We start from the raw sequence: 24,640 nt of genomic DNA, 5'->3' as shown, positions 1-24,640 counted from the left end.
TCCTCAGTTCAAAATCTGTTCGTTGCGCCCGAAGGCGGCTTCAACGTTTTTCTTCTCGCCACGCACCTTGCCTGCGACCAGCGGTTCGGACCGCTCGAAGTTGGCGCCGGCGACAGCATCGCCGATGATGACCATGACCGGACCTGCAAGCTCGCTGCGGTTTTCGAGATCCGGAAGGTCCTTCAGCGTACCGTGCAGCAGGCGGCGATCGGCGCGGCTGGCGTTCTCGATGACGGCAACCGTCGTTTCCGGCGGAAGGCCAGCCTGCATCAGACGACCGGCGACCGACGCGGCGACGGTGCGCCCCATGTAGACCGCGATCGTCGCTCCGGAGACCGCAAGCCGCGCCCAATCGGGCAGGACTTCACCGGTCAAATCATGGCCGGTCGTGAAGACCAGCGAGGAGGCAACACCGCGAAGCGTCAGCGGCAATTCAAAATCGGCAGCCGCGGCGAAGGCCGAAGTGATGCCCGGAACGATCTCGTAGCTGATGCCGGCTTCGCGTAGCGCCGCCATCTCTTCGCCGGCACGGCCATAGACCAGCGGATCACCGGACTTCAGACGGACGACGCGCTTGCCTTCAGCAGCCAGCGTCACCAGCAACTGGTTGATCTCATCCTGGGACTTCGTGTGGCAGCCCTTGCGCTTGCCGACCGACAAGCGCTCCGCATCGCGACGGCCCATGTCGACGATCGCCTGCGGCACCAACGCATCATAAACGATCGCGTCGGCTTCCATCATCACGCGCTGGGCGCGGAGCGTCAGCAGGTCTTCAGCGCCCGGACCGGCCCCGACGAGCCAGACGTGGCCTTTCGCCTTCTCAGGCGCATCGAGAAGACGCGAAGCCTCGCGGCGGGCGGCAGCCAGATCGCCGCCGGCGACCTTGTCGGCCACCGGGCCTTGGAAAAACCGGCGCCAGAACAGTCGGCGGGCAACGCCACGCGGCACCAGGCGATCGACCGTCTCGCGATAGCTTGCGGCAAGCGACGCGACGACGCCGAGCGAGGGGGAAAGCAGCTGATCGATCTGGGCGCGGATCATCTGCGCCAGAACCGGCCCCGCCCCTTCGGTACCGATGGCAACGGCAACCGGAGCACGATTGACGAGCGCCGGCGTGAAGAAATCGCAGAAATCGGGTTGGTCGACGGCATTGGCCGGGATCTTGCGTTCGCGCGCTGCGATGACGATGCGCTGGTCTTCGGCGGCATTGCCTGTCGCGGCAAAAACGAGGATGGCGCCGTCCAACTGCTCGGGAGCGAAGGCGGCGACGATATGTTCGATGGCGCGTTCACGAAGGTATTGCGCGAATTCCGCTTCCGGCGCGTCGGCGAAGACCACAATCGACGCTTCCGTGTTTAGCAGCAGCCGCACCTTGGCAAAGGCTTCGTCGCCATTGCCGAAAACCGCCACGCGCTTTTGCGCGACGCGAAAGAATGCGGGGAAAACGGCGAGCTGCTGCGGCATGGTTAGACGGTCGTTCCTTCTACAGGCTGCGGCGAATATCCCTTATGGCGCACGACAATTGAAGGAACAGAAATTTCAATGCCTTTCCAGGCACGTATTGTTTTGCTCGGCGCTGCACCATTTTGAGCAAATATCTCCGAGCCTGTTCAATCGCCGACCTTGGCGCGGCCATTGCGCCGCATGGGCAACGTCCGTTAAATGCGGTCAACGACCTGCCGGAGACCTGTGACATGACAAAACCAGAACTCGCCGAGCGGCTTTTGACCGTCATCGAAGAGGATATCCTGCCGCTCACCGAAAAGGGTGTCGCCGCCGGCAACAAGGTCTTCGGCGCGGCGATCCTGCGCAAGTCCGATCTATCTCTGGTGCTCGCCGAAACCAACAACGAGACGGAAAATCCGCTTTGGCATGGCGAAGTCCATACGTTGAAGCGTTTCTACGAGATGGCGGAAAAGCCGGATACGCGTGATCTCATCTTCCTGTCGACGCACGAGCCCTGCTCCATGTGCCTTTCGGCCATCACCTGGGCCGGCTTCGACAATTTCTATTACTTCTTCAGCCACGAGGATTCGCGCGACGCCTTCGCGATCCCGCACGACCTGAAGATCCTGAAGGAAGTCTTCCGGCTGGAACCGGGTGGTTACGCTCAGGACAACGCCTTCTGGCATTCCGCCTCGATCGCTGCCCTTTCGAAGGATGCCGACGCTGAAACCCGCGATCGGCTCGCCGCCCAGGATGCCCGGATCCGCGCCCGATACCAGAGCCTTTCCGACAGCTACCAGTCGGGCAAGGACGAAAACGCCATTCCGCTGAACTGAGATCCATGGAACCTTCACACGACATAAAGCGCCTGCTCGACATCATGGCGGCGCTCCGCCAACCTGAAACCGGCTGCCCCTGGGACATCGTCCAGACCTTCGAGACCATCAAGCCCTATACGATCGAAGAGGCCTACGAGGTCGCCGACGCCATCGAGCGCGGCGATATGCACGACCTCTGCGACGAGCTCGGCGACCTGCTGCTGCAGGTGGTCTTCCATGCCCGCATGGCGGAGGAAGCCGGCGACTTCGCCTTTGGCGACGTCGTCGAAGCGGTTACCCGCAAGATGATCCGCCGCCATCCGCATGTCTTTGCCCGCTCCGACGCCGATACGCCCGAGGCGGTGAAGCTGCAATGGGATGAAATCAAGCAGGCCGAGAAGGCCGAGCGGCAGGAAAAGCGCGCCAAGCGCGGCCTGGCTCCGGACGCGGCCGCAAACCATCTGGGCTCGGTGCAGCGCTCATTTCCCGCACTCGTAGAAGCCCTGAAGCTGCAGGAGCGCGCTGCAAAGGTGGGTTTCGACTGGTCCGAACCGGAACCAATCCTCGACAAGATCGAGGAAGAAATCGGCGAGTTGCGCCAGGCGCTGCGCGAAAAGGACCGTGCCAAGGTCAGCGACGAACTGGGCGACCTGATCTTCGCCGTCGTCAATATCGGCCGCCATGTCGGCACCGATCCGGAGATGGCGCTTCGCGGCACCAACACCAAGTTCCGCCGCCGCTTCGCCCATATCGAGCGCGAGCTCGGCGCGGCCGGCGAGACGCTGGATGAGGCAACGCTGGAGCGGATGGAAGAGCTCTGGCAGGCGGCGAAGGCGATCGAACGGCAGCTGGGCTAGAACGAGCGGGACGCGCCCTCGCATGCGTCCCGTTACCCTAAGCCAAGGCCGACAGCCGCCGACCCCGGGGCAGCTATGGCTTACCAGTCTTCCGCGACCGGCTTCGGCCCATTTCCGAGGCGGCGCTCCAGCTCGGAGGCCTCGTTCTCGGTCAGCCTGAGATCAAGGCTCACCCGGCCATCTTCCAGGTCTTCACGACCATCGACGATCGCGTGCTGGTAGACCCAGGGCAGAAGCTGCAGCTGATCGATGCCGAGAACGACCGTGCATTCCGTCAGAACACCGGAAAGACGGCGTCCGATTTCGGCGAGCAGTTCGTCGACGCCGTCACCGGTGATCGCGGAAACGGCAACCGTGTTGTTGGACGTCGCCGCCTTGCCGCGCAATGCCTCGCGCGATTCGTCGTCGAGCCGGTCGATCTTGTTCCAGACCTCGATCAGGCGCTCGGAGGCTTCCTTCTCGTCGATGCCGAGATCGGAAAGGATTCTGAGAACATCGCTTGCCTGCGCCTGGTTGTCCGGGTCAGAAAGGTCGCGCACGTGCAGGATCAGATCTGCCTCCAGCACCTCTTCGAGGGTCGCGCGGAACGCGGCAACAAGGTGCGTCGGCAGGTCGGAAATGAAGCCGACAGTGTCGGAGAGGATGACCATGCGGCCATGCGGCAGCTTCAGGCGCCGAAGCGTCGGGTCGAGCGTCGCAAACAGCATGTCCTCGGCAAGAACCCCCGCCCCGGTCATGCGGTTGAACAGCGTCGATTTTCCGGCATTGGTGTAGCCGACGAGAGCGACGATCGGGTGCGGCACTTTCTTGCGCTTGGAGCGATGCAGCTGCCGTGTGCGGCGCACCTGCTCCAGCTCGCGCTCGAGCTTGACGATGCGATCCTGCAGCAAGCGCCGGTCCGCTTCGATCTGGGTTTCACCCGGACCGCCCATGAAGCCGCCACCGCCGCGCTGGCGCTCAAGGTGGGTCCAGCTTCGGACCAGGCGGCCCTTCTGATAGTTGAGGTGCGCGAGATCGACCTGCAGCGTGCCTTCCTTGGTGGAGGCGCGGCGACCGAAGATCTCGAGAATGAGGCCGGTGCGGTCGATGACCTTGGCGTTCCATTCCTTCTCGAGATTGCGCTGCTGCACCGGCGTCAGCGGATGGTCGACGATGACAAGGCCTGCATCGAGCTCGACGAGGATATGGCCGATCTCTTCGATCTTGCCGGTGCCGAGCAAGGTGCCGGGCTTCGGCTGCGCCACCGGAACGATGGCGCCGTGCACGACCTCAAGGTCGATCGCCATGGCGAGGCCAGTCGCCTCTTCGAGACGACTTTCGTCCGAGCGCGTCGTGGTGGTCGAGAGGATCTCTGCGGACTGCCGTCCGGTCTTTTTCAAGACCGGAACGATAACGACCGCGCGCATGTCGTCGCGGAGCTTCTCGAGCTCCGGAATGATCGACGACAATTTTGAATCACGCTTGGTAATGTGCCTAACGTCCCGTCAGGATGCGGCTTCTTCGTTCTCGAACATCTGCAGCGGCTGGCCGGGCATGATGGTCGAGATCGCGTGCTTGTAGACCAGTTGCGAGTGGCCATCGCGACGCAAAAGGACGCAGAAGTTGTCGAACGAGGTCACAACGCCGGTAAGCTTGACGCCGTTGATAAGAAAAATTGTCAATGAAATCTTTTGCTTGCGGACCGTGTTGAGAAAAAGATCCTGCAAGTTTTGAGAACGTTCCGCCATCGCGCCGCTTCTTTCTTATTTGCCGGCGTTTCGCGCCGGTGCATTTTTGTCAAATTCAGCAATCAGAGGCGCCACAAGTACCTTCCCCGACACCTCTTCAGAGTTGGTATCAAATCAATGTCTTTTCCGCAACGCCGAAAAAGGCTTCGCGAATATTCTGTGCTATGCTTCCCGGATGACCATTGCCGATCGGCTTGCCGTCGATCGAAATGACCGGAAAACAGATGCTGGTGGCAGCCGTGATGAAGACTTCGCGCGCCGCGAGCATCTCATCCACCGAGAACGCCCTCTCCTCGATTTTGACCTCGAGCGGCACCGCCACGTCCATCAAGGTGGTGCGGGTGATTCCCTTGAGGATGCCGTGTTCTGCCGGCCGCGTGCGCAGGTTTCCATCACGATCGACGATCCAGACATTGGTCGCCGCCCCCTCCTTCACCGTGCCGTCGGCATCGACGAAGATCGCCTCCTGCGCGCCTTCTTCCTTGGCCTTCTGGCGCGCCAACACGTTGGGCAGAAGCCCGACCGACTTGATGTCCACCCGGTCCCAGCGGTTTTCCGGCACCGTGATCGCCGCAATTCCGTGGGTCGCCTTCCTGGCAATGGCCCCGGCATCGGTGCGTTTCGCCGTCACGACGATGGACGGGCGGGTTTCTGCCGCCGGAAAGACGTGGTCGCGGCGCGCTACGCCGCGCGTGACCTGCATGTAGAACAGGCCGTTCCTTACCCGGTTGCGCCGGACGACTTCGCGGATCACGTGGACGAGCGCCGCCCTAGTCATCGGCCAATCGATGCGCAACTCGCTGAGCGACCGGCCAAGGCGGTCGAGATGACGGGTGAGGTCGACGATATAGCCGTGTCGCACCTCGCAGACCTCGTAGACGCCGTCGGCAAACTGGTAGCCGCGGTCCTCGATATGCACGCCGGCGTCTGCGTGCGGCACGTAGGCGCCGTTGACATAGGCAATTCGGGACATCGTCTCGCCTTTAGAAATACTGGATGCTGACGCGGAACAGCTGCTCGACGTGGCGCACCGCATCCGCGGTGGCGAAGAGCACGACGCGATCCTTCGCCTTGATCCGGGTGGCACCGTCAGGACGGATGAACGTCTTGTCGCGATAGAGCGCGCCGATGCGGATACCGTCGGGAAGTTCGAGATCGCGCAGGGCCTTGCCGACGAGCGGCGAGGTTTCGAGAGCCTCGGCCTCGATGACTTCGGCCATGCCCTTCTGCACTGCGTAGACCGAACGGATGCGGCCCTTGCGGACATGCTGCAGCACGCGCGAGATCGTCACGGCGCGCGGGTTCACATAGGCATCGACGCCGGCGGTCGCAGCGAAATCCTGGTAGGACGGCTCGTTGATGAGGACGAGCGTGGACTTTGCACCCAGGTGCTTCGCCATCATGCTGCCGAGGATGTTGATCTGGTCGTTGTTGGTCAGCGCCACCACGAGATCGGCATCCTGGACATCGGCCTGCGCGAGGATCCGCTGGTCCATGGCCGAGCCGTTGAGCACGACCGTGCTGCTCAGCTTGTCGGCCATCATCACGGCGCGGTCACGATCGCTCTCGATCAGCTTCACCCGCGTGCGCGACTGATGGTCCTCGATCGCCTTGGCAACGAAATATCCGACATTGCCGCCGCCGAAAATGATGATGCGCCGCGCCTCCTGCTCTTCATGCCCGAACAGCGCCAGCGTGCGCCGCGCATGATCCCGATCGCAGACGACATAGGCGATATCGCCCGCCTGCAACTGGTCGTCGGAATGCGGCACGATTACCTTGCCGTTGCGGAAAATGCCGGTGACCGTCGCAAGCAAATCGGGAAACAGTTCGCTCAACTGCTGCAGCGGCGTTCCGACGACGGGGCAATCCTCCAGGCATTCGAACGCGACCATGGCGATGCGGTCGTCGGCGAAACGTACGACGTCGATCGCGCCGGGAAAGGAAATGCGCCGCAACACCAGCCGCCCGACTTCGACTTCGGGCGAAATGGTGACGTCGATCGGCACGTTCTCGCGCGAAAACAGGTTTGCATATTCCGGCGCGAGATAGCTCTGCGCCCGGATTCGCGCGACCTTGGTTGGCACGTTGAAGATCGCGTGCGCCACTTCACAGGCAACGATGTTGACTTCGTCGGACAGCGTCACCGCAATCAGCATGTCGGCCTGGTCGGCACCCGCCTTGGCCAGCACGTCCGGGTGCGCCCCATGGCCGACATAGCCGCGCACGTCGAGGCTCTCGGTAATGTTGGCGATCAGTGCCGCCGACGTATCGATCACCGAAACGTCGTTGTCTTCCTGTGCCAGCCGCTCGGCAATGCCGTAGCCGACCTGCCCCGCGCCACAAATGACTACCTTCATGTCGTTCTTTCACATGCGAGCGCGGGCGGGTTGGCCGGGAATTCCGGTCACACACCCAGCGACTTCAGCTTCCGATGCAGTGCCGACCGCTCCATGCCGACAAATTCCGCCGTGCGCGAAATGTTGCCGCCGAATCGGTTGATCTGCGCGATCAGATAATCACGTTCGAACATTTCGCGAGCCTCGCGCAACGGCAGCGTCATGATGTGCTGGTCGCCCTGCGCCGAGATCTTCGGCAGCGTGTCGCCCACTTCCGTCGGCAGCATGTCGGCCGAGATCGGCGTATCCGGACCGTCGCTGCGCGCAAGGATCATCAACCGCTCGATGTTGTTGCGAAGCTGGCGGATGTTGCCCGGCCAATCATGCGCCTGAAGCACCGCCAGCGCGTCGTCACCGATCTTGCGCGGACGGATGCCGGCCTGCTCACTGACCTGGCGCATGAACATGTCGACGAGGAACGGAATGTCCTCGCGCCGCTCGGCCAGCGCCGGGACGCGAACCGGAATGACGGCCAGCCGGTGGAAGAGGTCTTCGCGGAACAGGCCCTCGGAGATCATGTTTTCGAGGTTGTAGGCGGTCGACGAGATGATGCGGACGTCGACCTTCACGCGCTTGGTGCCGCCGACGCGCTCGAACTGCTGGTCGACGAGCACGCGCAGGATCTTGTTCTGCGTCTCGCGCGGCATCTCGCCGATCTCGTCGAGATAGAGAATGCCGCCATGGGCTTCCTCAAGCGCGCCCGTGCGGCGCGGCTGGCCCGGCGTGCCTTCGGTCCCGAACAGCGCGACCTCCATCCGGTCCGGGGTGATCGCCGCTGCGTTCAGCGCCACGAACGGCCCAGCGGACCGCGTCGACTTGCGGTGGATCATGCGCGCGACCAGTTCCTTGCCGGAACCCGAAGGCCCCTGGATCATGATGCGGCTGTTGGTCGGCGCAACCTTTTCGACCGTCTGGCGAAGCTGCGAGACCGCGACGGACGTGCCGATCAGCTCGACCGGGTCGCCGGACTTCTTCTTCAGTTCCGAGACTTCACGCTTGAGCTTGGAGTTCTCCAGCGCCCGCTCGGCGATCAGGATCAGGCGGTCCGCCTTGAACGGCTTCTCGATGAAATCATAGGCGCCGCGCTTGATGGCGTTGACGGCGGTTTCGATGTTGCCGTGGCCGGAAATCATGACGACCGGCAGATCCGGGTGGCGTCCCTTGATCTCGTCGAGCAGCGCCAGGCCATCGAGGCGGCTTCCCTGCATCCAGATGTCGAGGAAGACCAGCCGCGGCACACGATCGCTGATCGCCGCCAGCGCGCTGTCACTGTCGAAGGCGGTGCGCGTTTCGTGCCCCTCGTCGGACAGGATACCCGACACGATCTCGCGGATATCTTCCTCATCGTCCACAACCAGAATATCAGCGGCCATCGCTCGCACCCTTATCCTTCAAACTCTCTTCGCCCCCGGTTTCTCCGGCAGGCGGCAGGATCACGCGGATCATCGCCCCGACACCGCCGTCGTATTCGGCTGGCGCGTCGTGCAATTCCAATTGTCCGCCATGGTCCTCGATGATCTTCTTGACGATGGCGAGACCCAGGCCCGTCCCCTTCTCGCGCATCGTCATGTATGGCTCCAAAATACGGTGCCGGTTTTCGGTGGGCAGGCCCTTGCCGTTGTCGATGATATCGACGACGAACAGGCCGGTCGCCGCATCGCTTCGCGCACGCGCCACGATAACAGGCTGGCCGCGGACAGCGTCCGCCGGCACCGCCTCGATCGATTCGACGGCATTCTTGACGATGTTGCCGAAGGCCTGGGCGAGCATGCGCTCGTCGAACAGGCCCTCAAGCGGCTCCTCGCCAAAGTCGCGCACGAAGTTGATATGGTTGTTGCCCATTTCGCGCAGGAACACTGCATCCTTCAGGATCGCGCGAAGATCCGCCCGTTCCTTTGTCGGCTTCGGCATGCGCGCGAAGGCCGAGAACTCGTCCACCATGCGGCCGATGTCTTCCACCTGGCGCACGATCGTATCGGTGCACTGATCGAAGACCGCCTTGTCGTCCTGATTGATCTGCTTGCCGTAGCGTCGCTTCAGGCGCTCGGCGGAAAGCTGGATCGGCGTCAGCGGGTTCTTGATCTCGTGCGCGATGCGGCGCGCCACGTCGGCCCAGGCGGTCGAGCGCTGGGCGATGACGAGATCGGTGATGTCGTCGATGGTGATGACGTAGGATTCGTTCGCCTCGCCGCCCTCTTCCCGCGTCACCTGCACGTTCAGCGTGCGCTCGGTTCCGCCGCGCATGACGTTGATCTGCTTGCGGTAATCGTTGCGATGGCGGCCTTCGGCCTCGACCAGGACCTCCTCGATCTCCGGCGCAACCTCCCGCAGGTCAGCACCGAGAAGATCCGGCGCCGCCTTCTTCAGGAAATCCTCGGACGACGGGTTGGCGATGGTGATCTGGCGATCGCGCCCGACACCGATGACGGCCGCAGTCACGCCCGAAAGAACGGCCTCGATGAAGCGGCGGCGGTGGTCGACTTCGTCCTTGGCCTCCAGGATCTGCTCCTGCTGGCTGCGGATCTCCGAAACCATCTTGTTGAAGGTTCGCGACAGATTACCGACGTCGCCATCGACGGCGCGGACCGGCACGACGACGTCGAGATTACCGGAGGCAACGCTGTCGGCGGCACCGATGAGCTGGCGGATGGGCCGGACAATCCGGTCGGCGACCGCGATGGCGGTCCAGATCGCGGCAAGCAATACGATGAGGGCAAAGCCGATATAGAGCACGCCGAAGGCGATCTGGGTGAAGGTTCGCCCGGCCTCGAGCATCTTGTACTCGGCGGTGTTCTCCTCCATCAGCCGGAGCGAGCGCATGACCTCCGGGTCGACATTGCGAACCGTGTAGAGGAAGGTGCCGGGAATGTCGTCGAGCGGGATGACCGCGCCGACAAGGTTGGTGATGCCCGGCGGGATCAGGGTCGGCTGGCCGGAGACGGAGCTCTTCAATGCATCCGGGGGGATGGCCGGCAAGGGCCGGTCGGTCGAGATGCTCGCCTGCACGATGGGGCTGCCGTCGGCGCGCACAAGAAAGGCGCCCAGCATGCCGCGTCCCCGCGCCTGTCGGGTCATCAGCTCGGCAAAGCCCGTACGGTCGAGGCTGTAGAGCTGGCGATTGCGTTCGAGGTCGTTGGCCATCGACACGGTCTGGCCCTGCAGATAGCTCGCATTTTCGAGCACATAGGCCTGCGCGACGTTGATCGAGGAGCGGACGATCGCCTGGGTTCGGAGCGAGAACCAGCGATCGAGGCCGACATCGAGCGTGATGCTGGCAAAGATCGCGACGAGCACCGCCGGCGTGATCGCGACGATCGAAAACAGCGCGACGATGCGCACGTGCAGGCGTGCAGCCGCGCGCCCCTTGTGGCGGGCGCGCAGGAGACGCAGAATTTCACGGGCAATCAGATAGATGAGGCCGACGACGAAGAGGCTGTTGATCGCCGCGCAGGCGATGACGACATTTCGTTCGAGCTTGATGGGCGTCAGGCCGAGAAGCACGAGCAGGGAGACGGTCGCGCAGATCAGCGCGCCGGTTGCCAACATCAGGCCCGGCAGGGCAAAGGACCCACGACGATCCTGCGCCGCCAGTCCCTCATCTGTGCCCAGCGGCAAGGCCATTGCGTCCACCATGAAAAGCGTTCCCCCAACCGTCGCCAGCCGGCGACGGCATCTTTTACTTGCATTCTCGGGTCAAAGGTTGACCTCACCACCCAGCTGGGCTGCCGCGCTGCACCCCCGTCAATCGATTGGGTCAAATCGATTGAACAGGACGGCAACGACGCGCGATTCGGCGGCCGTTATCCGTTCAAGCAACGCATTGTGGCGAAAATGCAACGGTGGGTGTGGCCAAGTCAAGCGCTGCGTGAGCTGCGATAGACCGAAACACCGAGCTCGCGGATCTTCTTGCGCAGAGTGTTGCGGTTGAGGCCGAGCAGATCGGCCGCCTTGATCTGGTTGCCGCGAGTGGCGGTAAGCGCCGCAAGGATCAGCGGATACTCCATTTCCGCCAGCACCCGGTCGTAAAGGCCAGCCGGCGGCAAGGCCTCACCGAAGCTTGCGAAATATTGGCGCATGTTTTCTTCGACCGCCTGCGAAATCGTCAGCGAGCCGGGGCGTGCCGCCGCCTTCTCGATCGGGCTGTCCGGAATCTCGGAGCGAAGCTCGTTTTCGATGATCTCACGGCTGATGACGTCCTGTGGATAAAGTGCCGTCAGGCGCCGCACCAGGTTCTCCAGCTCGCGCACGTTGCCCGGCCAGGGATGCGCCTTCATCAGTTCCAGCGCCTCATGGTCGAAGCGCTTGACGTCCAAGCCCTCCTTCTCGGCCTGCTGGACGAAATGGCGCACGAGGTCCGGAATGTCCTCGGCACGGTCGCGCAGGGGCGGCAGCCGAAGCGGCACCACGTTCAGGCGATAATAGAGGTCTTCACGAAAAAGGCCCTGATTGATCGACTGCTTCAGGTCCTTGTTGGTCGCAGCGACGATGCGCACATCGGAGCGGATCGGCGTACGCCCGCCGACGGTCGTATATTCCCCCTGCTGCAGCACGCGCAAAAGACGCGTCTGCGCGTCCATCGGCATGTCGCCGATTTCATCGAGGAAGAGCGTCCCGCCCTCAGCCTGCTCGAAGCGACCGGTCGAGCGCATCTGCGCGCCGGTGAAGGCACCCTTCTCGTGGCCGAAGAGCTCCGATTCGATCAGGTCGCGCGGGATCGCCGCCATGTTGATCGCGACGAACGGGCCGTTGCGGCGCTTGCCATAATCATGCAGCGCGCGGGCGACCAGCTCCTTGCCGGTGCCGGACTCGCCGGTGATCATCAGCGTCAGGTCGGTCTGCATCAGGCGCGCCAGCACCCGGTAGATTTCCTGCATCGCAGCCGAGCGACCGACCAGCGGCATGCCGTCCTGGGTGTCGTCGTCGAGCTTTGCCGGCCGGCGCTTCGGCTCCGACAGCGCCCGGCCGATGATGCCGATCAGTTCAGTCAGATCGAAGGGCTTCGGCAGATAGTCGTAGGCCCCCTTCTCCGACGCCTTGATCGCCGTCATGAAAGTGTTCTGAGCGCTCATGACCAGCACCGGCAGGTCGGGACGCGCCTTCTTGATGCGCGGCAGAAGATCGAAGGCGTTTTCGTCCGGCATCACCACGTCGGTCACGACCAGATCGCCATCGCCCGCCGCAATCCAGCGCCACAGCGTCGCCGCGTTGGAGGTGATGCGGACATCGTAGCCGGCGCGGCTCAGCGCCTGGTTCAGCACGGTGCGAATGGCGGCGTCGTCATCCGCGACGAGGATCGTGGCACCGGTCATGCAAGGTTTCCTTTTGTCATCGGCATGTCGTCGTCATCCGCGGCCTGGCCCTTGGAGGCAGGCATCAGCACGCGGAAGGTGGTGCGGTTCTGCTGGCTGTCGCATTCGACGATCCCGCCATGGCCGCCGATGATCTTGGCCACCAGAGCGAGACCCAGGCCTGAACCATTGGTCTTGGTGGTGATGAAGGGGTCAAACAAGAGCGGCAGCAGGTCCTGAGGGACGCCTGGGCCATTGTCGTGCACGCAGAATTCCAGCGGCAGCGAGATCTTCTCGCGCGTCCCGGCAACCGACAGGCGAATGCCCGGCCGGTAGGCGGTCGTCAGCAGGATTTCGCCGTCGTGGCGCTCGCCGATCGCTTCGGCCGCGTTCTTGATCAGGTTCAGGAACACCTGAACCAGCTGATCGCGGTTGGCATAGACCGGCGGCAGCGACGGATCGTAGTGCTCGGCGAACTTGATGTGGCGGGCAAACCCCGCCTTTGCGATCGCCTTCACGTGGTCGAGCACCGAATGGATGTTGAGCGGCACGCGATCGACGGGGCGTTCGTCGGAAAACACCTCCATGCGATCGACCAGCGAAACGATGCGGTCGGTCTCGTCGCAGATCAGCCGCGTCAGAGCGCGGTCTTCGTCGTTCGCCGAAGCCTCCAGCAGCTGCGCCGCACCGCGAATGCCCGAGAGCGGGTTCTTGATTTCATGCGCCAGCATCGAGGCAAGACCGGTGACCGAACGGGCAGCGCCGCGATGCGTCAGCTGCCGGTCGATCTTGTCTGCCATCGAGCGCTCCTGGAAGACGACGACGACCGCACCCGGCTCGGACAGCACCGGGGCGACATAGAGGTCGACCAGCTTGTCGGCGCCAAGGCGCGGCGAACTCAGGTCGACGCGATACTCGTTGACCGGCGCCTTGCGCTCGCGCACCTGCTCGATCAGCGTCAGCAGCGGGCTACCAAAGGGAATGAAGGCACTGATGTCGTGGCGCGCCAGGTGGTTGGCGCTGGCGCCGAAAAACGATTCGGCCTCCCAGTTGGCAAAGGCGACGAGCCCCTTGGCATCGACCATGATCACCGGGTTCTGGATGGCGTTCAAAACCGCCATCGACAGGCCGTTGGCGACGGCATCCGGCATGCTCGGTTTCTCGGTCATGCGGCGATCCCTTCCGCGACCGCCTCGCCTTCCGGTTTGCCCGGGGCGGCGTCGAGCATCGCCGCGCGAGCCCTGTCGCGGACGAAACGAGCATCGGTCGATGTCAGGATTGCCGCCTTTTCACTCCCCGCCATGTCAGGGGCGGCTCGATCGAGGTACCATGCAACATGCTTACGGGCATGCCGAAGGCCGACCTCGACGCCATAGAATTCGAGCATCATTTCGTAGTGCTCCGCAAAGATATCGGCGACCTCCGCCGGCGATGGATGCTTCACGGCGCCAGCAAGGAGGCCGACGTGCCACGGGCGCCCTTGGGAGGAACGGCCGGCCATGACGGCGTCCGCGCCCGATCGGCGAAGGATCTCCTCGGCGTCGGCAACCGTCTCCACGTCACCATTGGCGACCAGCGGCACGGTAACGACCTCGCGAACCAGCCGGATCGCATCCCAATCCGCCTTGCCGTTGTAGAACTGCATGCGCGTGCGACCGTGCACGGTGATCGCCTTCACGCCTGCCTCTTGCGCCCACTTGGCAATCAGCGGCGCGTTGATCGAGTTTTCGTCCCATCCAAGCCGCATTTTCAGCGTCACCGGCACATCGACGGCGTTGACGGTCGCCTCGACCAGCGACAAAGCATGATCGGGGTCGCGCATCAGGGCCGATCCGGAATAACCGCCCGTCACTTTCTTTGCCGGGCAGCCCATATTGATGTCGATGATGTCGGCGCCATTGTCGGCGGCGATCTTCGCCGCCTCCGCCATCCAATGCGCCTCGCGGCCCGCAAGCTGGACGATATGCGGCTTGATCCCGGAGTTCTTCAGCCGCGCCCAGGATTCCTGGGCATTACCGACCAGTTCACGGCTCGCCACCATTTCGGTGACGACGAAACCCGCGCCGAAGCGCCAGGCAAGCCGCCGGAATGGTAGGTCGGTGACGCCGGACATCGGCGCGAGCGCAACCCGGTTGCGGATTTCGATGGATCCGATGCGAAGCGGAGACGAAAGAGCCGGAATTGGCAAATGCATATCTTTCAGGCACATGTTGTTCCTGCACTATTTTTAGACATTGTTCTCGGACTTGCCAAGCGATTTCGGCGCGGCGCGCAAAATTCTAAGCTCGGCTGGCAAAGCACGACCCTTCGCGGTACATCACGGCGAAGATCGGCGAATGCGGGACCTCATACAGAAAATGCAGCCTCAAGAACAGCTCAAGTGCGGCGTCGTTATCGTTGCGGCAGGACGCGGCGAACGCGCCGGACAATCGGCCGAGGGTCCGAAGCAATACCGAACCATCGGCGACCGCCCCGTTATCGCCCATACGCTTGACACTTTCGCGACATGGCCGGACGGCGGCCCGATCGTCGTCGTCATCCATCCGGACGACGAAGCGCTGTTCGACACTGCACGCAAGCGCTCCGCGGCCAACGACGTAATCATCGTCCACGGCGGCGCGACCCGGCAAATATCGGTGCTCGCCGGCCTTGAGGCCCTGGCCGACATCGGCGCGCGCCGCGTGATGATCCACGACGCGGTGCGCCCCTTTGCCGATCACGCACTGCTGTCGCGCTGCGCTGCGGCACTGAGTGAGGACGTCAAGGCCGTGCTGCCGGCAGTCGCCGTTGCAGACACGCTGAAGCGTGCCGGCAAGGATGGCACGGTCACGGAAACCGTGCCCCGCGACGGCCTTTATGGTGCGCAGACGCCGCAGACCTTCGATCTCCAGGCCATTCTTGCCGCCCACCGGGATGCGGCAAGAAGCGGCCGCACGGATTTCACCGACGACGCGTCGATCGCCGAATGGGCCGGCCTCAAGGTCGTGCTCGTCGAAGGCGCCGTCGACAATGTCAAGCTTACGCTGAAAAGGGATATCGCCATGGCCGACGAGAAACTCAAGCGCATTGCCCTGCCCGATGTGCGCACGGGCAACGGCTACGACGTGCACCAGCTCGTCGAGGGCGACGGTGTCACGCTCTGCGGCGTCTTCATTGCGCACACCAAGAAACTCTCCGGCCATTCCGATGCCGACGTGGCGCTGCATGCGCTCACCGATGCGCTGCTGGCCACCTGCGGCGCCGGCGACATTGGCGATCATTTCCCACCGTCGGACCCGCAATGGAAAGGCGCGCCGTCGCGCATCTTCCTGGAACATGCGGCAAAGATCGTGCGCGAGCGCGGCGGCGTCATCACCAACGCCGATGTTTCGCTGATCGCGGAGGCGCCGAAGGTCGGTCCGCACCGCCAGACGATGCGGGAGAACCTTGCCGACATGCTGGACATTTCGCTCGACCGCTGCTCGGTCAAGGCGACCACCAACGAACGTCTCGGCTTCGTCGGGCGCGATGAAGGCATCGCGGCGATCGCAACGGCCACCGTCGTCTATGGGACCCTCACCTGATGTGGCCCGCCGATATCGAAGTCCAGGCCGGGCAGATCATCGCTGTGTTCAGCGTGAAGGGCTTCAAGGTCGCGACGGCTGAATCGTGCACCGGCGGCCTGATCGCCGGCGCGCTCACCGAAATATCCGGCTCGTCCGCCGTCGTCGATCGTGGCTTCGTCACCTATTCCAACGAGGCGAAGGTCGCAATGCTCGGCGTCGAGGCGGCAACGCTCGCCGCCCATGGCGCCGTCGCGCGACAGACGGCGGTCGAGATGGCCGAGGGTGCCGTTCAGCATTCTGCGGCCGATTTCGCAGTGGCCGTCACGGGCATTGCCGGACCGAGCGGCGGGTCGGCTGACAAGCCGGTCGGGCTGGTGCATCTGGCCGCAGCCGGCCGAAACGGCGGGCTGCTGCACCGGGAGATGCGCTATGGCGATATCGGCCGCAGCAACGTCAGGCTTGCGACGGTGCGCACCGCGCTCGAGATGCTGATGCAGATCGCTCAGGCCGAATAGATGCTGTCGGCGCGCTTTTCGAAGGCGTCGGAAAACATGCGAAACGCGCGATCGAACATCGAGCCCATCAGCGCGCCGAGAATGCGGCTCTTGAATTCGTAGTCGATGTCGAAATGCACGACCGACTGCCCCTCGCCCGAGGGCTCGAAGCGCCAGCGGTTGTCGAGATATTTGAACGGCCCGTCGATGTACTTCACATCGATGGTGCGCTCGGCCTTGTTCAACAGCACCTGCGTCGTGAAGGTCTCTCGGATCGCCTTGTAACCGACGGTCATGTCGGCAAGCAGCAGCATCTTGCCGTCACGTTCCTTGCGGGAACGTACTTTCAGCGCCTCACAGAGCGGCAGAAACTGCGGATACTTTTCGACGTCGGCAACGAGATCGAACATCTGGTCTGCGGTGTGCTTGACGACGTGGTTGGTTTCGAAATGCGGCATAAAGGGGAGTTAAGCGGGAGAGCCGAGAAGATCAAGGAGCCTGCGTATCTGGCGGCGCGATTTCAGCTGCAGAACCGGCACGTCGGGGCCGTGCTTTGCCAGACCTGCGACGATGTGCGGCGTAAATTTCTGCTCGAACGTCCAGATGAATTGAAGGAAATCCCAATCGACCTTTTCGATGCACCCCGGCGCCATCTGCGGGCGGGTGCGGCCGAAGTGTTTCAGCCAGCGGGTAACGACGCCACGTATGCAGACAAGCCGCGGCATGCGCACCCAGATCACGATGTCGCTTCTTGGCACCCGGATATCGAATGAGGACGGACTGGTGCCATCCATGACCCAGCGATCGGCGGCGATCCTCTCGACAATGCGCTGGCGCTGCTCCGCCCGGTCACGCTCGGCCCAACCCGGCAACCAGCGGATATCCCGATCGATCGAAATATAAGCTAGCTGGAACTGACGGGCGAGCTTCAGTGAAAGCGTCGACTTGCCGCCGCCGGAGCACCCGACAACGAGGATACGCCTGGCACTGCGAATATGGTCGGCGGCAACGGCATCGTCGACATAGTTGACGCTTGCCGGTTTTGACGGCTGGTTCATGGAAACTCCCGTGGAATTCGGGAAGAACGAAACCCAATGTGAAACTCCGGCGCGGGGCCGGAGTTTCGGTATCTTTTGAAAGCCGGGCTATCAGCCTGCCACGGCCGCCAGCTTCTTCTCGCGAGCCGCGCGCAGGCGGGCGAAGTCGTCGCCGGCGTGGTGCGAGGAGCGCGTCAGCGGGCTCGACGACACCATCAGGAAGCCCTTGGTGTAGGCGACGGTCTCGTATGACTTGAACTCCTCGGGCGTCACGAACGCTTCGACCTTGTGGTGCTTGCGGGTCGGCTGCAGGTACTGGCCGATCGTCAGGAAGTCGACGTCAGCGGTTCGAAGGTCATCCATCAGCTGCAGCACTTCGTTGCGCTCTTCACCGAGGCCAACCATGATGCCTGACTTGGTGAACATGGTCGGGTCCAGTTCCTTCACGCGCTGCAGCAGTCGGACGGAGTGGAAGTAGCGTGCACCCGGACGGACCGTCAGGTAGTTGCCCGGTACGGTTTCCATATTGTGGTTGAAGACGTCGGGCTTGGCAGCAACGACACGCTCGAGCGCGCCCGGCTTCTTCAGGAAGTCCGGCGTCAGGATCTCGATGGTCGTCGAAGGCGATGCTTCGCGGATCGCCCAGATCACCTTCTCGAAGTGCTCGGCCCCACCATCTTCCAGGTCGTCGCGGTCGACCGAGGTGATGACCACGTGGCTGAGGCCCATCTGCTTGACGGCCTTGGCGATGTTCGCCGGCTCTTCCATGTCGAGCGCATTCGGCTTGCCGGTCGCGACGTTGCAGAAAGCGCAGGCGCGGGTACAGATCTCACCCATGATCATGAAGGTGGCGTGCTTCTTGTCCCAGCACTCGCCGATGTTCGGGCAGCCGGCTTCTTCGCACACGGTCACGAGCTTATGCGACCGCACCAGTTCGCGGGTCTCCATATAGCCCTTGGACATCGGCGCCTTGACGCGGATCCACTCCGGCTTGCGCATCACTTCCGTGTCGGGCTTGTGCGCCTTTTCCGGATGGCGGACGCGTTGCGCCCGGTCAGAGACGGCATCGAATACCGTTACCATACTGTCTTCCTCGTCGCGGCGGGGCCGGCATCAGGCCGGGTGACCCATTTTCGCTCTATATAGACGGCCCGATGGCAAATGTCAGGCCGTCTTCATATCACGCCCGACGGAAGCGCAGATGGCCCGGCAGGCTATCGTTTGACGGCGCGACCAACGGCGATCAGCAGGCAGGCGCCGATGAAGCCGATGACCAGATAGGCAACCCAGCCGCCAAAGGTCATGCCGAAGGCCGCCAGGATAAAGTTCAGCACCACCGCGCCGATGATGCCGAGCAGTATGTTCATGAACAGCCCCATGTCGCTGTTCATGAACCTCTCTGCGAGCCACCCGGCCAAACCGCCGATGATGATCGCAGCCAGAATACCGACGCCGTTCACGCTCATTGTTATCTCCGTGCATTGAAAACGAGGCAGTAATCAATGCCGAAGCCGCGTGAAAAGTTCCGTCGCTACACCCTTTAGGCGTTGAGCGCGCGGCCGTAGGCGTCGAGCACGCTTTCCTTCATCGTCTCCGAGATCGTCGGATGCGGGAAGATGGTGTGCATCAGGTCTTCCTCGGTCGTCTCGAGGTTCATCGCGACGACAAAACCCTGGATCAGTTCTGTGACTTCGGCACCGACCATGTGGGCGCCGAGCAGCTCGCCGGTCTTTTTGTCGAAGATCGTCTTGACCAGGCCCTGGTCCTCGCCGAGCGCAATCGCCTTGCCGTTGGCAACGAAGGGGAAGCGGCCGACGCGAATGTCGCGGCCGAGTTCCTTGGCCTTAGCTTCCGTCAGACCGACCGAAGCGACCTGCGGGTGGCAATAGGTGCAGCCCGGGATCTTCAGCTTGTCCATCGGGTGCACGTTCGGCAGGCCGGCGATCTTCTCGACGCAGATGACGGCTTCGTGCTCGGCCTTGTGGGCGAGCATCGGCGGGCCGGCAACGTCACCGATCGCGTAGACGCCGGGAACGTTGGTCTTGCCGTAGCCGTCGATGACGATGCAGCCGCGGTCGGTCTTCACGCCGAGCGTTTCGAGGCCGAGGTTCTCGATGTTGCCCTGGACGCCGACGGCCGAGATCATGCGATCGGCGGTGATCTTTTCGACCTTGCCATCCTTCATCTCGACATGGGCGGTGATCGAGTTGGCAGCCTTCTCGACCTTCGTTACCTTGGCCTGGAGATGGATCTTCATGCCCTGCTTTTCGAACTGCTTCTTGGCAATGCCCGAGATCTCGGCGTCTTCGACCGGCATGACGTTCGGCATGACTTCGACGACCGTCACGTCGACACCCATGGTGCGGTAGAACGAGGCGAACTCGATACCGATCGCGCCCGAGCCCATGACCAGCAGCGATTTCGGCATTTCCTCGGGCTTCATCGCCTCGAAATAGGTCCAGATCAGCTTGCCATCGGGCTCGATGCCCGGCAGCGCGCGCGGACGGGCGCCGGTGGCAATGATGATGTGCTTGGCGGTGTAGGTGCCCTCACCCTTGGTGTTCTTCGGCTGCGGCGCCTGCGGCTGGACGACGGGCTTCGTCGACTTGCCGACGACGATCTCGCCCGGCTTCGTCAGCTTGGCTTCGCCCCAGATCACGTCGACCTTATTCTTCTTCATCAGGAAGCCGACGCCGCCGTTCATGCGCTCGGCAATGCCGCGCGAGCGGGCGACGATCGCCTTCAGATCCGGCGTCACCGTGCCCTCGATCTTGATGCCATAGCTGCCCGGATGCTGGGCATAATGAAGAACCTCAGCGGAGCGCAGCAGCGCCTTGGTCGGGATGCAGCCCCAGTTGGAGCAGATGCCGGCCAGATGCTCGCGCTCGACGACCGCGGTCTTGAGACCCAACTGTGCCGCACGAATGGCGGCGATATAGCCCCCCGGACCCGAACCGATGACGATGACGTCGTAATTCTCAGCCATGTGTTTCCTGCCTTTGTCTCAAGCGACCTTGCGGGTGAAGAGCACCCAGTCGTGTTTCTTGCTTTCCTCAAAGAGCGGAACCGCTTCGACGCGCGCTGCCTCGCCGAAGCCGTTTGCCCTGTATAGTGCCTGCGCCCTCACGTTGTGGCTTTCGGTGATCAGGCTCACCGGCGCCGATCCGGCGCGTTCGAATTCCTTTGCCAAGAGCGCCTTGCCGATCCCGCGACCGCGCTGATGGCGATAGACGCCGAGGCTCTCGATGAACCAGTGCCCGACGATCTGCCTCTGCAGCGCCAGCAGGGGCTCGAGAACCGGGTGCCTGGCCGTAATCTCAGCCGCTTCCGGCCCGATCCCATAGCCGACCGACAGTCCGGCAACCTCATCATCGATCTCGGCAACCAGCGCATCGCGCCAATTCCCCGGGCCGGGCTCTTCGCGCAGCTTGTTACGGCCGCGCTCGAAGGCCGTATCCGTCACCCCATGCTGAACCGCGCCGTACCAAAGCCAGGAGGCAAAGCCATGCGCGGCGATGTCGACGAGGATGGCGAGTTCCGCCGCCTCACGTCTTTCCGCCGGACGTATGGTGACGCCCCCGACCATTCTCAGACCCCGAGCATCATCCGCACGACCGGTTCCAGGCCGCGGCCGATCGCTCGCGTATTTTCCGCATCGAGATGTACGCCATCGAGCGGCGTGGTCTCCGCCACCGAGCCAGCGTCGAAGAAGCCGCAATCGAGTTCGTCGGCGAGGTCACGGTAAAGCGGCGCCAGCATCGCCGACTGTTCGATGCCGCCGGCAAACATGGCGGCAAACCCGGCATTGGCCGTTTCGCAGAGCTGCGGCGGCGATACGATCAGGATCTCCGGGCCTTCTTCGCCAGCGACCGGCCAATCATGCCGGCGCACCAGGCTGACGAGACGTTCGATCCCTTGCACGGCACCGAACGCGGTCCCGTGAATGATCGGCTTCATGTCGTTGGCGCCGAGCAGCAGAATGACGAGATCGAGCGGGGCGTGGCTGTGCAGCACCGTCGGCAGCACCTTGGCGCCGTTGCGGTCGCAATCGGCGAGATGATCGTCATAGGCGGTGGTGCGGCCGTTCAGCCCTTCGGCAATGACCTGGACGTCCGGGCCGAGTGCCTTCTGCAATACGCTTGGCCAGCGATCGGCAAGCGCATGACGCCCGCCATCGGTAGCATCATAGCCCCAGGTCAGACTGTCGCCATAGCAGAGAACTGTTTTCATCGTCCGGGCCCGCCTTCGACTACGCGAAAAGGAACGGACCGGCCCAAAGGCCGGTCCTTATCCAACTCAGACCAGCATGCCCATCGGGTTTTCGATGTAGCGCTTGAAGGCACCGAGCAGTTCGGCGCCGAGCGCGCCATCGACGGCGCGATGGTCGGTCGAGAGCGTGACGGTCATGACATTGGCGATGACCATCTGCTTGTTCTTCACGACGACGCGTTCCTCGCCGGCACCGATCGCCAGGATCGTGGCGTGCGGCGGGTTGACGACGGCGGCGAAGTTCTTGACGCCCATCATGCCCATGTTCGAGACGGCAGTGGTGCCGCCCTGGTATTCCTCGGGCTTCAGCTTGCGGTCCTTGGCGCGCTGGCCGAGGTCCTTCATCTCGTTGGAGATGGCCGACAGGCTCTTCAGGTCCGCCTGGCGCACGATCGGGGTAATCAGGCCGCCGGGGATCGACACGGCAACACCAACGTCGGCGTGCTTGTGCTTGACCATGTTGCTTTCGGTCCAGGAAACGTTCGCGTTCGGAACGTCGCGCAGTGCCAGCGCCAGGGCCTTGATGACCATGTCGTTGACGGAGAGCTTGTAGACCGGCTTGCCGCCCTGCTCGGGAGCAGCGGCATTGAGCTGTGCGCGCAGCGCCAGCAGCGCGTCGAGTTCGCAATCGACCGACACGTAGAAGTGCGGGATCGTCTGCTTGGATTCGACGAGACGCTTGGCGATCGTCTTGCGCATGCCGTCATGCGGCACGAGTTCGTAGGACCCCGGCTCGAACAGCTTGAGAACGGCTTCGTCCGACGGGCCCTTGGCGAGCGGAGCGGCTGCAGGAGCAGCAGCGCCGGCGGCCGGTGCGGCGGCGGGCTTCGCGGTGCCACCGGAAACGGCAGCTTCGACGTCCTTCTTGATGACACGGCCATGCGGACCCGAACCGGCGATCGCCGAAAGGTCGATACCGGCGTCCTTGGCCAGACGACGAGCGAGCGGCGAAGAGAAGACGCGGGCGCCGCCCTCAGCCTTGGCCGGCTGGGCTGCAGCCGGTGCAGCGGCAGGAGCCGCAGCCGGAGCGCTCGGCGCTGCCGGTGCAGGCGCTTCGGCCTTGGCGGCAGGTGCCGGTGCTTCCGCGCCGTTGCCGCCCTTGGCGGCGGCAGCGACATCCTCGCCATCGGCGGCGAGGACGGCGATCAGCGCGTTGACCTTGACGCCTTCGGTGCCGGCGGGGACGACGAGCTTGGCAACGGTGCCTTCGTCGACAGCTTCGACTTCCATCGTCGCCTTGTCGGTCTCGATCTCGGCGATCACGTCGCCGGACTTGACCTTATCGCCTTCCTTGACCAGCCACTTGGCCAGATTGCCTTCTTCCATCGTCGGGGAGAGGGCAGGCATTGTGATGTTGATAGGCATCGAAGGGCCCTCCCCTTATTTGTAGCAAACGGCTTTCACCGCATCGACAACCTCTGCGACGTTCGGAAGCGCCAGCTTCTCGAGGTTCGCGGCGTAAGGCATCGGCACGTCCTTGCCGGCGATCGTCAGGATCGGAGCGTCAAGGTAGTCGAAGGCCTGCTGCATGACGCGGGTCGCGATTTCGGTGCCGACGGAAGACTGCGGGTAGCCTTCTTCGACTGTGACGAGACGGCCGGTCTTCTTGACGGATTCGATGACCGTCGGCAGGTCCATCGGACGGATGGTGCGCAGGTCGATCAGTTCGACGTCGATGCCTTGCGCTTCGAGTTCGGCAACTGCCTTGACGGCGTAGGTCATGCCGATGCCGAAGGAGACGATCGTCGCATCCTTGCCGACCTTGTGGATACGGGCCTTGCCGATCGGCAGAACGAAATCGTCAAGCTTCGGCACTTCGAACGAGTGACCGTAGAGGATTTCGTTTTCGAGGAAGATGACCGGGTTCGGATCGCGGATCGCAGCCTTGAGCAGGCCCTTGGCGTCGGCGGCCGTGTAGGGCATGACGACTTTCAGACCCGGGATATGGCTGTACCAGGCGGCGTAGCACTGCGAGTGCTGGGCGGCCACGCGGGCAGCGGCACCGCTCGGGCCACGGAAGACGATCGGCGCGCCCATCTGGCCACCGGACATGTAGAGCGTCTTGGCAGCGGAGTTGATGATCTGGTCGATCGCCTGCATGGCGAAGTTGAAGGTCATGAACTCGACGATCGGGCGCAGACCGGTCATGGCAGCGCCGACGCCGACGCCGGCAAAGCCGTGCTCGGTGATCGGGGTATCGATGACGCGACGTGCACCGAATTCCTGCAAGAGGCCTTGGGTGATCTTGTAGGCGCCTTGGTATTCGGCGACTTCTTCGCCCATGACGAAGACGTCGTCGCTGGCGCGCATTTCTTCGGCCATCGCGTCACGAAGCGCTTCACGAACGGTCATGGTGACCATTTCGGTGCCGGCGGGGATCGCCGGATCAGCGGCAACTTCGACCTTCGGCTGGGCTGCAACCGGAGCCGGCGCGGAAGCGGCCGGCGCTTCGGCAGCAGCTGCCTTCGGTGCTTCGGCCTTCGGAGCGGCGATATCGCCTGCGCCTTCGCCGTCCTGCAGCAGCACGGCGATCGGGGTGTTGACCTTGACGCCTTCGGTGCCGGCAGCGATCAAGAGCTTGCCGATCGTGCCTTCGTCAACAGCTTCGACTTCCATCGTCGCCTTGTCGGTCTCGATCTCGGCAATGACGTCACCGGAAGTGACCTTGTCGCCCTCGTTCTTCAGCCATTTCGAGAGCGTGCCTTCCTCCATGGTCGGGGAAAGGGCAGGCATAAGAATTTCTACTGGCATGTTTGTCCC

23 protein-coding genes are annotated in these 24,640 nt (G+C 63.2%); 4 read left to right on the top strand and 19 right to left on the bottom strand.

What is annotated here, in order from left to right:
* Positions 1–3 precede the first annotated feature (3 nt).
* Positions 4–1,464: a siroheme synthase CysG gene (gene cysG, locus IB267_RS00660; protein ID WP_192446018.1), complete on the bottom strand. Its 1,461-nt coding sequence runs from the start codon at positions 1,462–1,464 to the stop codon at positions 4–6.
* Between the two features lie 230 nt (positions 1,465–1,694).
* Between cysG and IB267_RS00655 the strand changes: the two genes are divergently transcribed.
* The gene (locus tag IB267_RS00655; protein WP_192446017.1) at positions 1,695–2,282 is read left to right on the top strand and encodes a deaminase; all 588 of its coding nucleotides are present in this window, start codon (positions 1,695–1,697) and stop codon (positions 2,280–2,282) included.
* A 5-nt stretch (positions 2,283–2,287) separates the two neighbouring features.
* Positions 2,288–3,121 carry a nucleoside triphosphate pyrophosphohydrolase gene (gene mazG, locus IB267_RS00650; RefSeq protein ID WP_192446016.1) on the top strand — a complete coding sequence of 278 codons (834 nt, stop codon included), beginning with the start codon at positions 2,288–2,290 and terminating at the stop codon, positions 3,119–3,121.
* Positions 3,122–3,201: 80 nt separating this feature from the next.
* On the opposite strand, the gene hflX is transcribed toward mazG, so the two are convergent.
* The 9 genes from hflX to dusB all read right to left on the bottom strand — a co-directional run bounded on the left by hflX (position 3,202) and on the right by dusB (position 14,744).
* Complete coding sequence (gene hflX / locus IB267_RS00645; protein ID WP_192447138.1) at positions 3,202–4,527, bottom strand: GTPase HflX; 1,326 nt, start codon at positions 4,525–4,527, stop codon at positions 3,202–3,204.
* A 78-nt stretch (positions 4,528–4,605) separates the two neighbouring features.
* Entirely contained in the window at positions 4,606–4,848 is a 243-nt protein-coding gene (gene hfq, locus IB267_RS00640) for an RNA chaperone Hfq (RefSeq protein ID WP_003535434.1), read from the bottom strand.
* 109 nt (positions 4,849–4,957) lie between these two features.
* A complete protein-coding gene (locus IB267_RS00635) occupies positions 4,958–5,821 on the bottom strand; it encodes a D-amino-acid transaminase (protein ID WP_192446015.1) in 864 nt (287 codons plus the stop codon).
* Positions 5,822–5,831: 10 nt separating this feature from the next.
* Entirely contained in the window at positions 5,832–7,208 is a 1,377-nt protein-coding gene (trkA, locus tag IB267_RS00630) for a Trk system potassium transporter TrkA (protein WP_043622072.1), read from the bottom strand.
* Positions 7,209–7,255: 47 nt separating this feature from the next.
* Positions 7,256–8,620 (bottom strand): two-component system response regulator NtrX, encoded by a 1,365-nt coding sequence (gene ntrX / locus IB267_RS00625; RefSeq protein ID WP_192446014.1) that lies wholly within the window; start codon positions 8,618–8,620, stop codon positions 7,256–7,258.
* On the bottom strand, positions 8,610–10,880 hold the full coding sequence (locus IB267_RS00620) for a PAS domain-containing sensor histidine kinase (RefSeq protein WP_192446013.1): 2,271 nt from the start codon (positions 10,878–10,880) through the stop codon (positions 8,610–8,612). The genes ntrX and IB267_RS00620 overlap by 11 nt, the downstream gene beginning before the upstream one ends.
* 221 nt (positions 10,881–11,101) lie before the next feature.
* A complete protein-coding gene (gene ntrC, locus IB267_RS00615) occupies positions 11,102–12,556 on the bottom strand; it encodes a nitrogen regulation protein NR(I) (protein WP_034795776.1) in 1,455 nt (484 codons plus the stop codon).
* The gene (locus tag IB267_RS00610; protein ID WP_192446012.1) at positions 12,553–13,704 is read right to left on the bottom strand and encodes a nitrogen regulation protein NR(II); all 1,152 of its coding nucleotides are present in this window, start codon (positions 13,702–13,704) and stop codon (positions 12,553–12,555) included. Before IB267_RS00610 ends, ntrC begins: the two co-directional genes overlap by 4 nt.
* A complete protein-coding gene (dusB, locus tag IB267_RS00605) occupies positions 13,701–14,744 on the bottom strand; it encodes a tRNA dihydrouridine synthase DusB (RefSeq protein ID WP_192446011.1) in 1,044 nt (347 codons plus the stop codon). Before dusB ends, IB267_RS00610 begins: the two co-directional genes overlap by 4 nt.
* 148 nt (positions 14,745–14,892) lie before the next feature.
* Here dusB and IB267_RS00600 point away from each other — a divergent pair, with 148 nt between their 5' ends.
* Positions 14,893–16,098: a bifunctional 2-C-methyl-D-erythritol 4-phosphate cytidylyltransferase/2-C-methyl-D-erythritol 2,4-cyclodiphosphate synthase gene (locus IB267_RS00600; protein ID WP_371742509.1), complete on the top strand. Its 1,206-nt coding sequence runs from the start codon at positions 14,893–14,895 to the stop codon at positions 16,096–16,098.
* The gene (locus IB267_RS00595) at positions 16,098–16,595 is read left to right on the top strand and encodes a CinA family protein (RefSeq protein WP_192446009.1); all 498 of its coding nucleotides are present in this window, start codon (positions 16,098–16,100) and stop codon (positions 16,593–16,595) included. The genes IB267_RS00600 and IB267_RS00595 overlap by 1 nt, the downstream gene beginning before the upstream one ends.
* On the opposite strand, the gene IB267_RS00590 is transcribed toward IB267_RS00595, so the two are convergent.
* From IB267_RS00590 to IB267_RS00550, 9 genes are all read right to left on the bottom strand, one after another.
* Positions 16,583–17,032 carry a type II toxin-antitoxin system RatA family toxin gene (locus IB267_RS00590; protein ID WP_192446008.1) on the bottom strand — a complete coding sequence of 150 codons (450 nt, stop codon included), beginning with the start codon at positions 17,030–17,032 and terminating at the stop codon, positions 16,583–16,585. The two genes, IB267_RS00595 and IB267_RS00590, sit on opposite strands and share 13 nt — an antisense overlap.
* 9 nt (positions 17,033–17,041) lie before the next feature.
* Positions 17,042–17,632, bottom strand: a complete 591-nt coding sequence (locus IB267_RS00585; protein ID WP_192446007.1) for an AAA family ATPase — start codon at positions 17,630–17,632, stop codon at positions 17,042–17,044.
* 90 nt (positions 17,633–17,722) lie between these two features.
* On the bottom strand, positions 17,723–18,694 hold the full coding sequence (gene lipA / locus IB267_RS00580; protein WP_192446006.1) for a lipoyl synthase: 972 nt from the start codon (positions 18,692–18,694) through the stop codon (positions 17,723–17,725).
* 131 nt (positions 18,695–18,825) lie between these two features.
* Entirely contained in the window at positions 18,826–19,077 is a 252-nt protein-coding gene (locus IB267_RS00575; RefSeq protein ID WP_192446005.1) for a GlsB/YeaQ/YmgE family stress response membrane protein, read from the bottom strand.
* 74 nt (positions 19,078–19,151) lie between these two features.
* A complete protein-coding gene (lpdA, locus tag IB267_RS00570; protein ID WP_192446004.1) occupies positions 19,152–20,597 on the bottom strand; it encodes a dihydrolipoyl dehydrogenase in 1,446 nt (481 codons plus the stop codon).
* An 18-nt stretch (positions 20,598–20,615) separates the two neighbouring features.
* Positions 20,616–21,197, bottom strand: a complete 582-nt coding sequence (locus IB267_RS00565; protein WP_192446003.1) for a GNAT family N-acetyltransferase — start codon at positions 21,195–21,197, stop codon at positions 20,616–20,618.
* A 2-nt stretch (positions 21,198–21,199) separates the two neighbouring features.
* A complete protein-coding gene (locus IB267_RS00560; RefSeq protein ID WP_192446002.1) occupies positions 21,200–21,841 on the bottom strand; it encodes an SGNH/GDSL hydrolase family protein in 642 nt (213 codons plus the stop codon).
* Between the two features lie 66 nt (positions 21,842–21,907).
* Positions 21,908–23,227 carry a pyruvate dehydrogenase complex dihydrolipoamide acetyltransferase gene (locus IB267_RS00555; RefSeq protein WP_371742508.1) on the bottom strand — a complete coding sequence of 440 codons (1,320 nt, stop codon included), beginning with the start codon at positions 23,225–23,227 and terminating at the stop codon, positions 21,908–21,910.
* A 33-nt stretch (positions 23,228–23,260) separates the two neighbouring features.
* Positions 23,261–24,631, bottom strand: coding sequence for a pyruvate dehydrogenase complex E1 component subunit beta (locus IB267_RS00550; protein ID WP_043618014.1), 1,371 nt, complete (start codon positions 24,629–24,631; stop codon positions 23,261–23,263).
* Positions 24,632–24,640: the final 9 nt, after the last annotated feature.

This window comes from Ensifer sp. ENS09, assembly GCF_014852425.1.
Lineage (GTDB): Bacteria > Pseudomonadota > Alphaproteobacteria > Rhizobiales > Rhizobiaceae > Ensifer.
The sequence above is the reverse complement of the archived record's forward strand: the minus strand, read 5'-3'. Positions and strand labels throughout refer to the sequence as shown.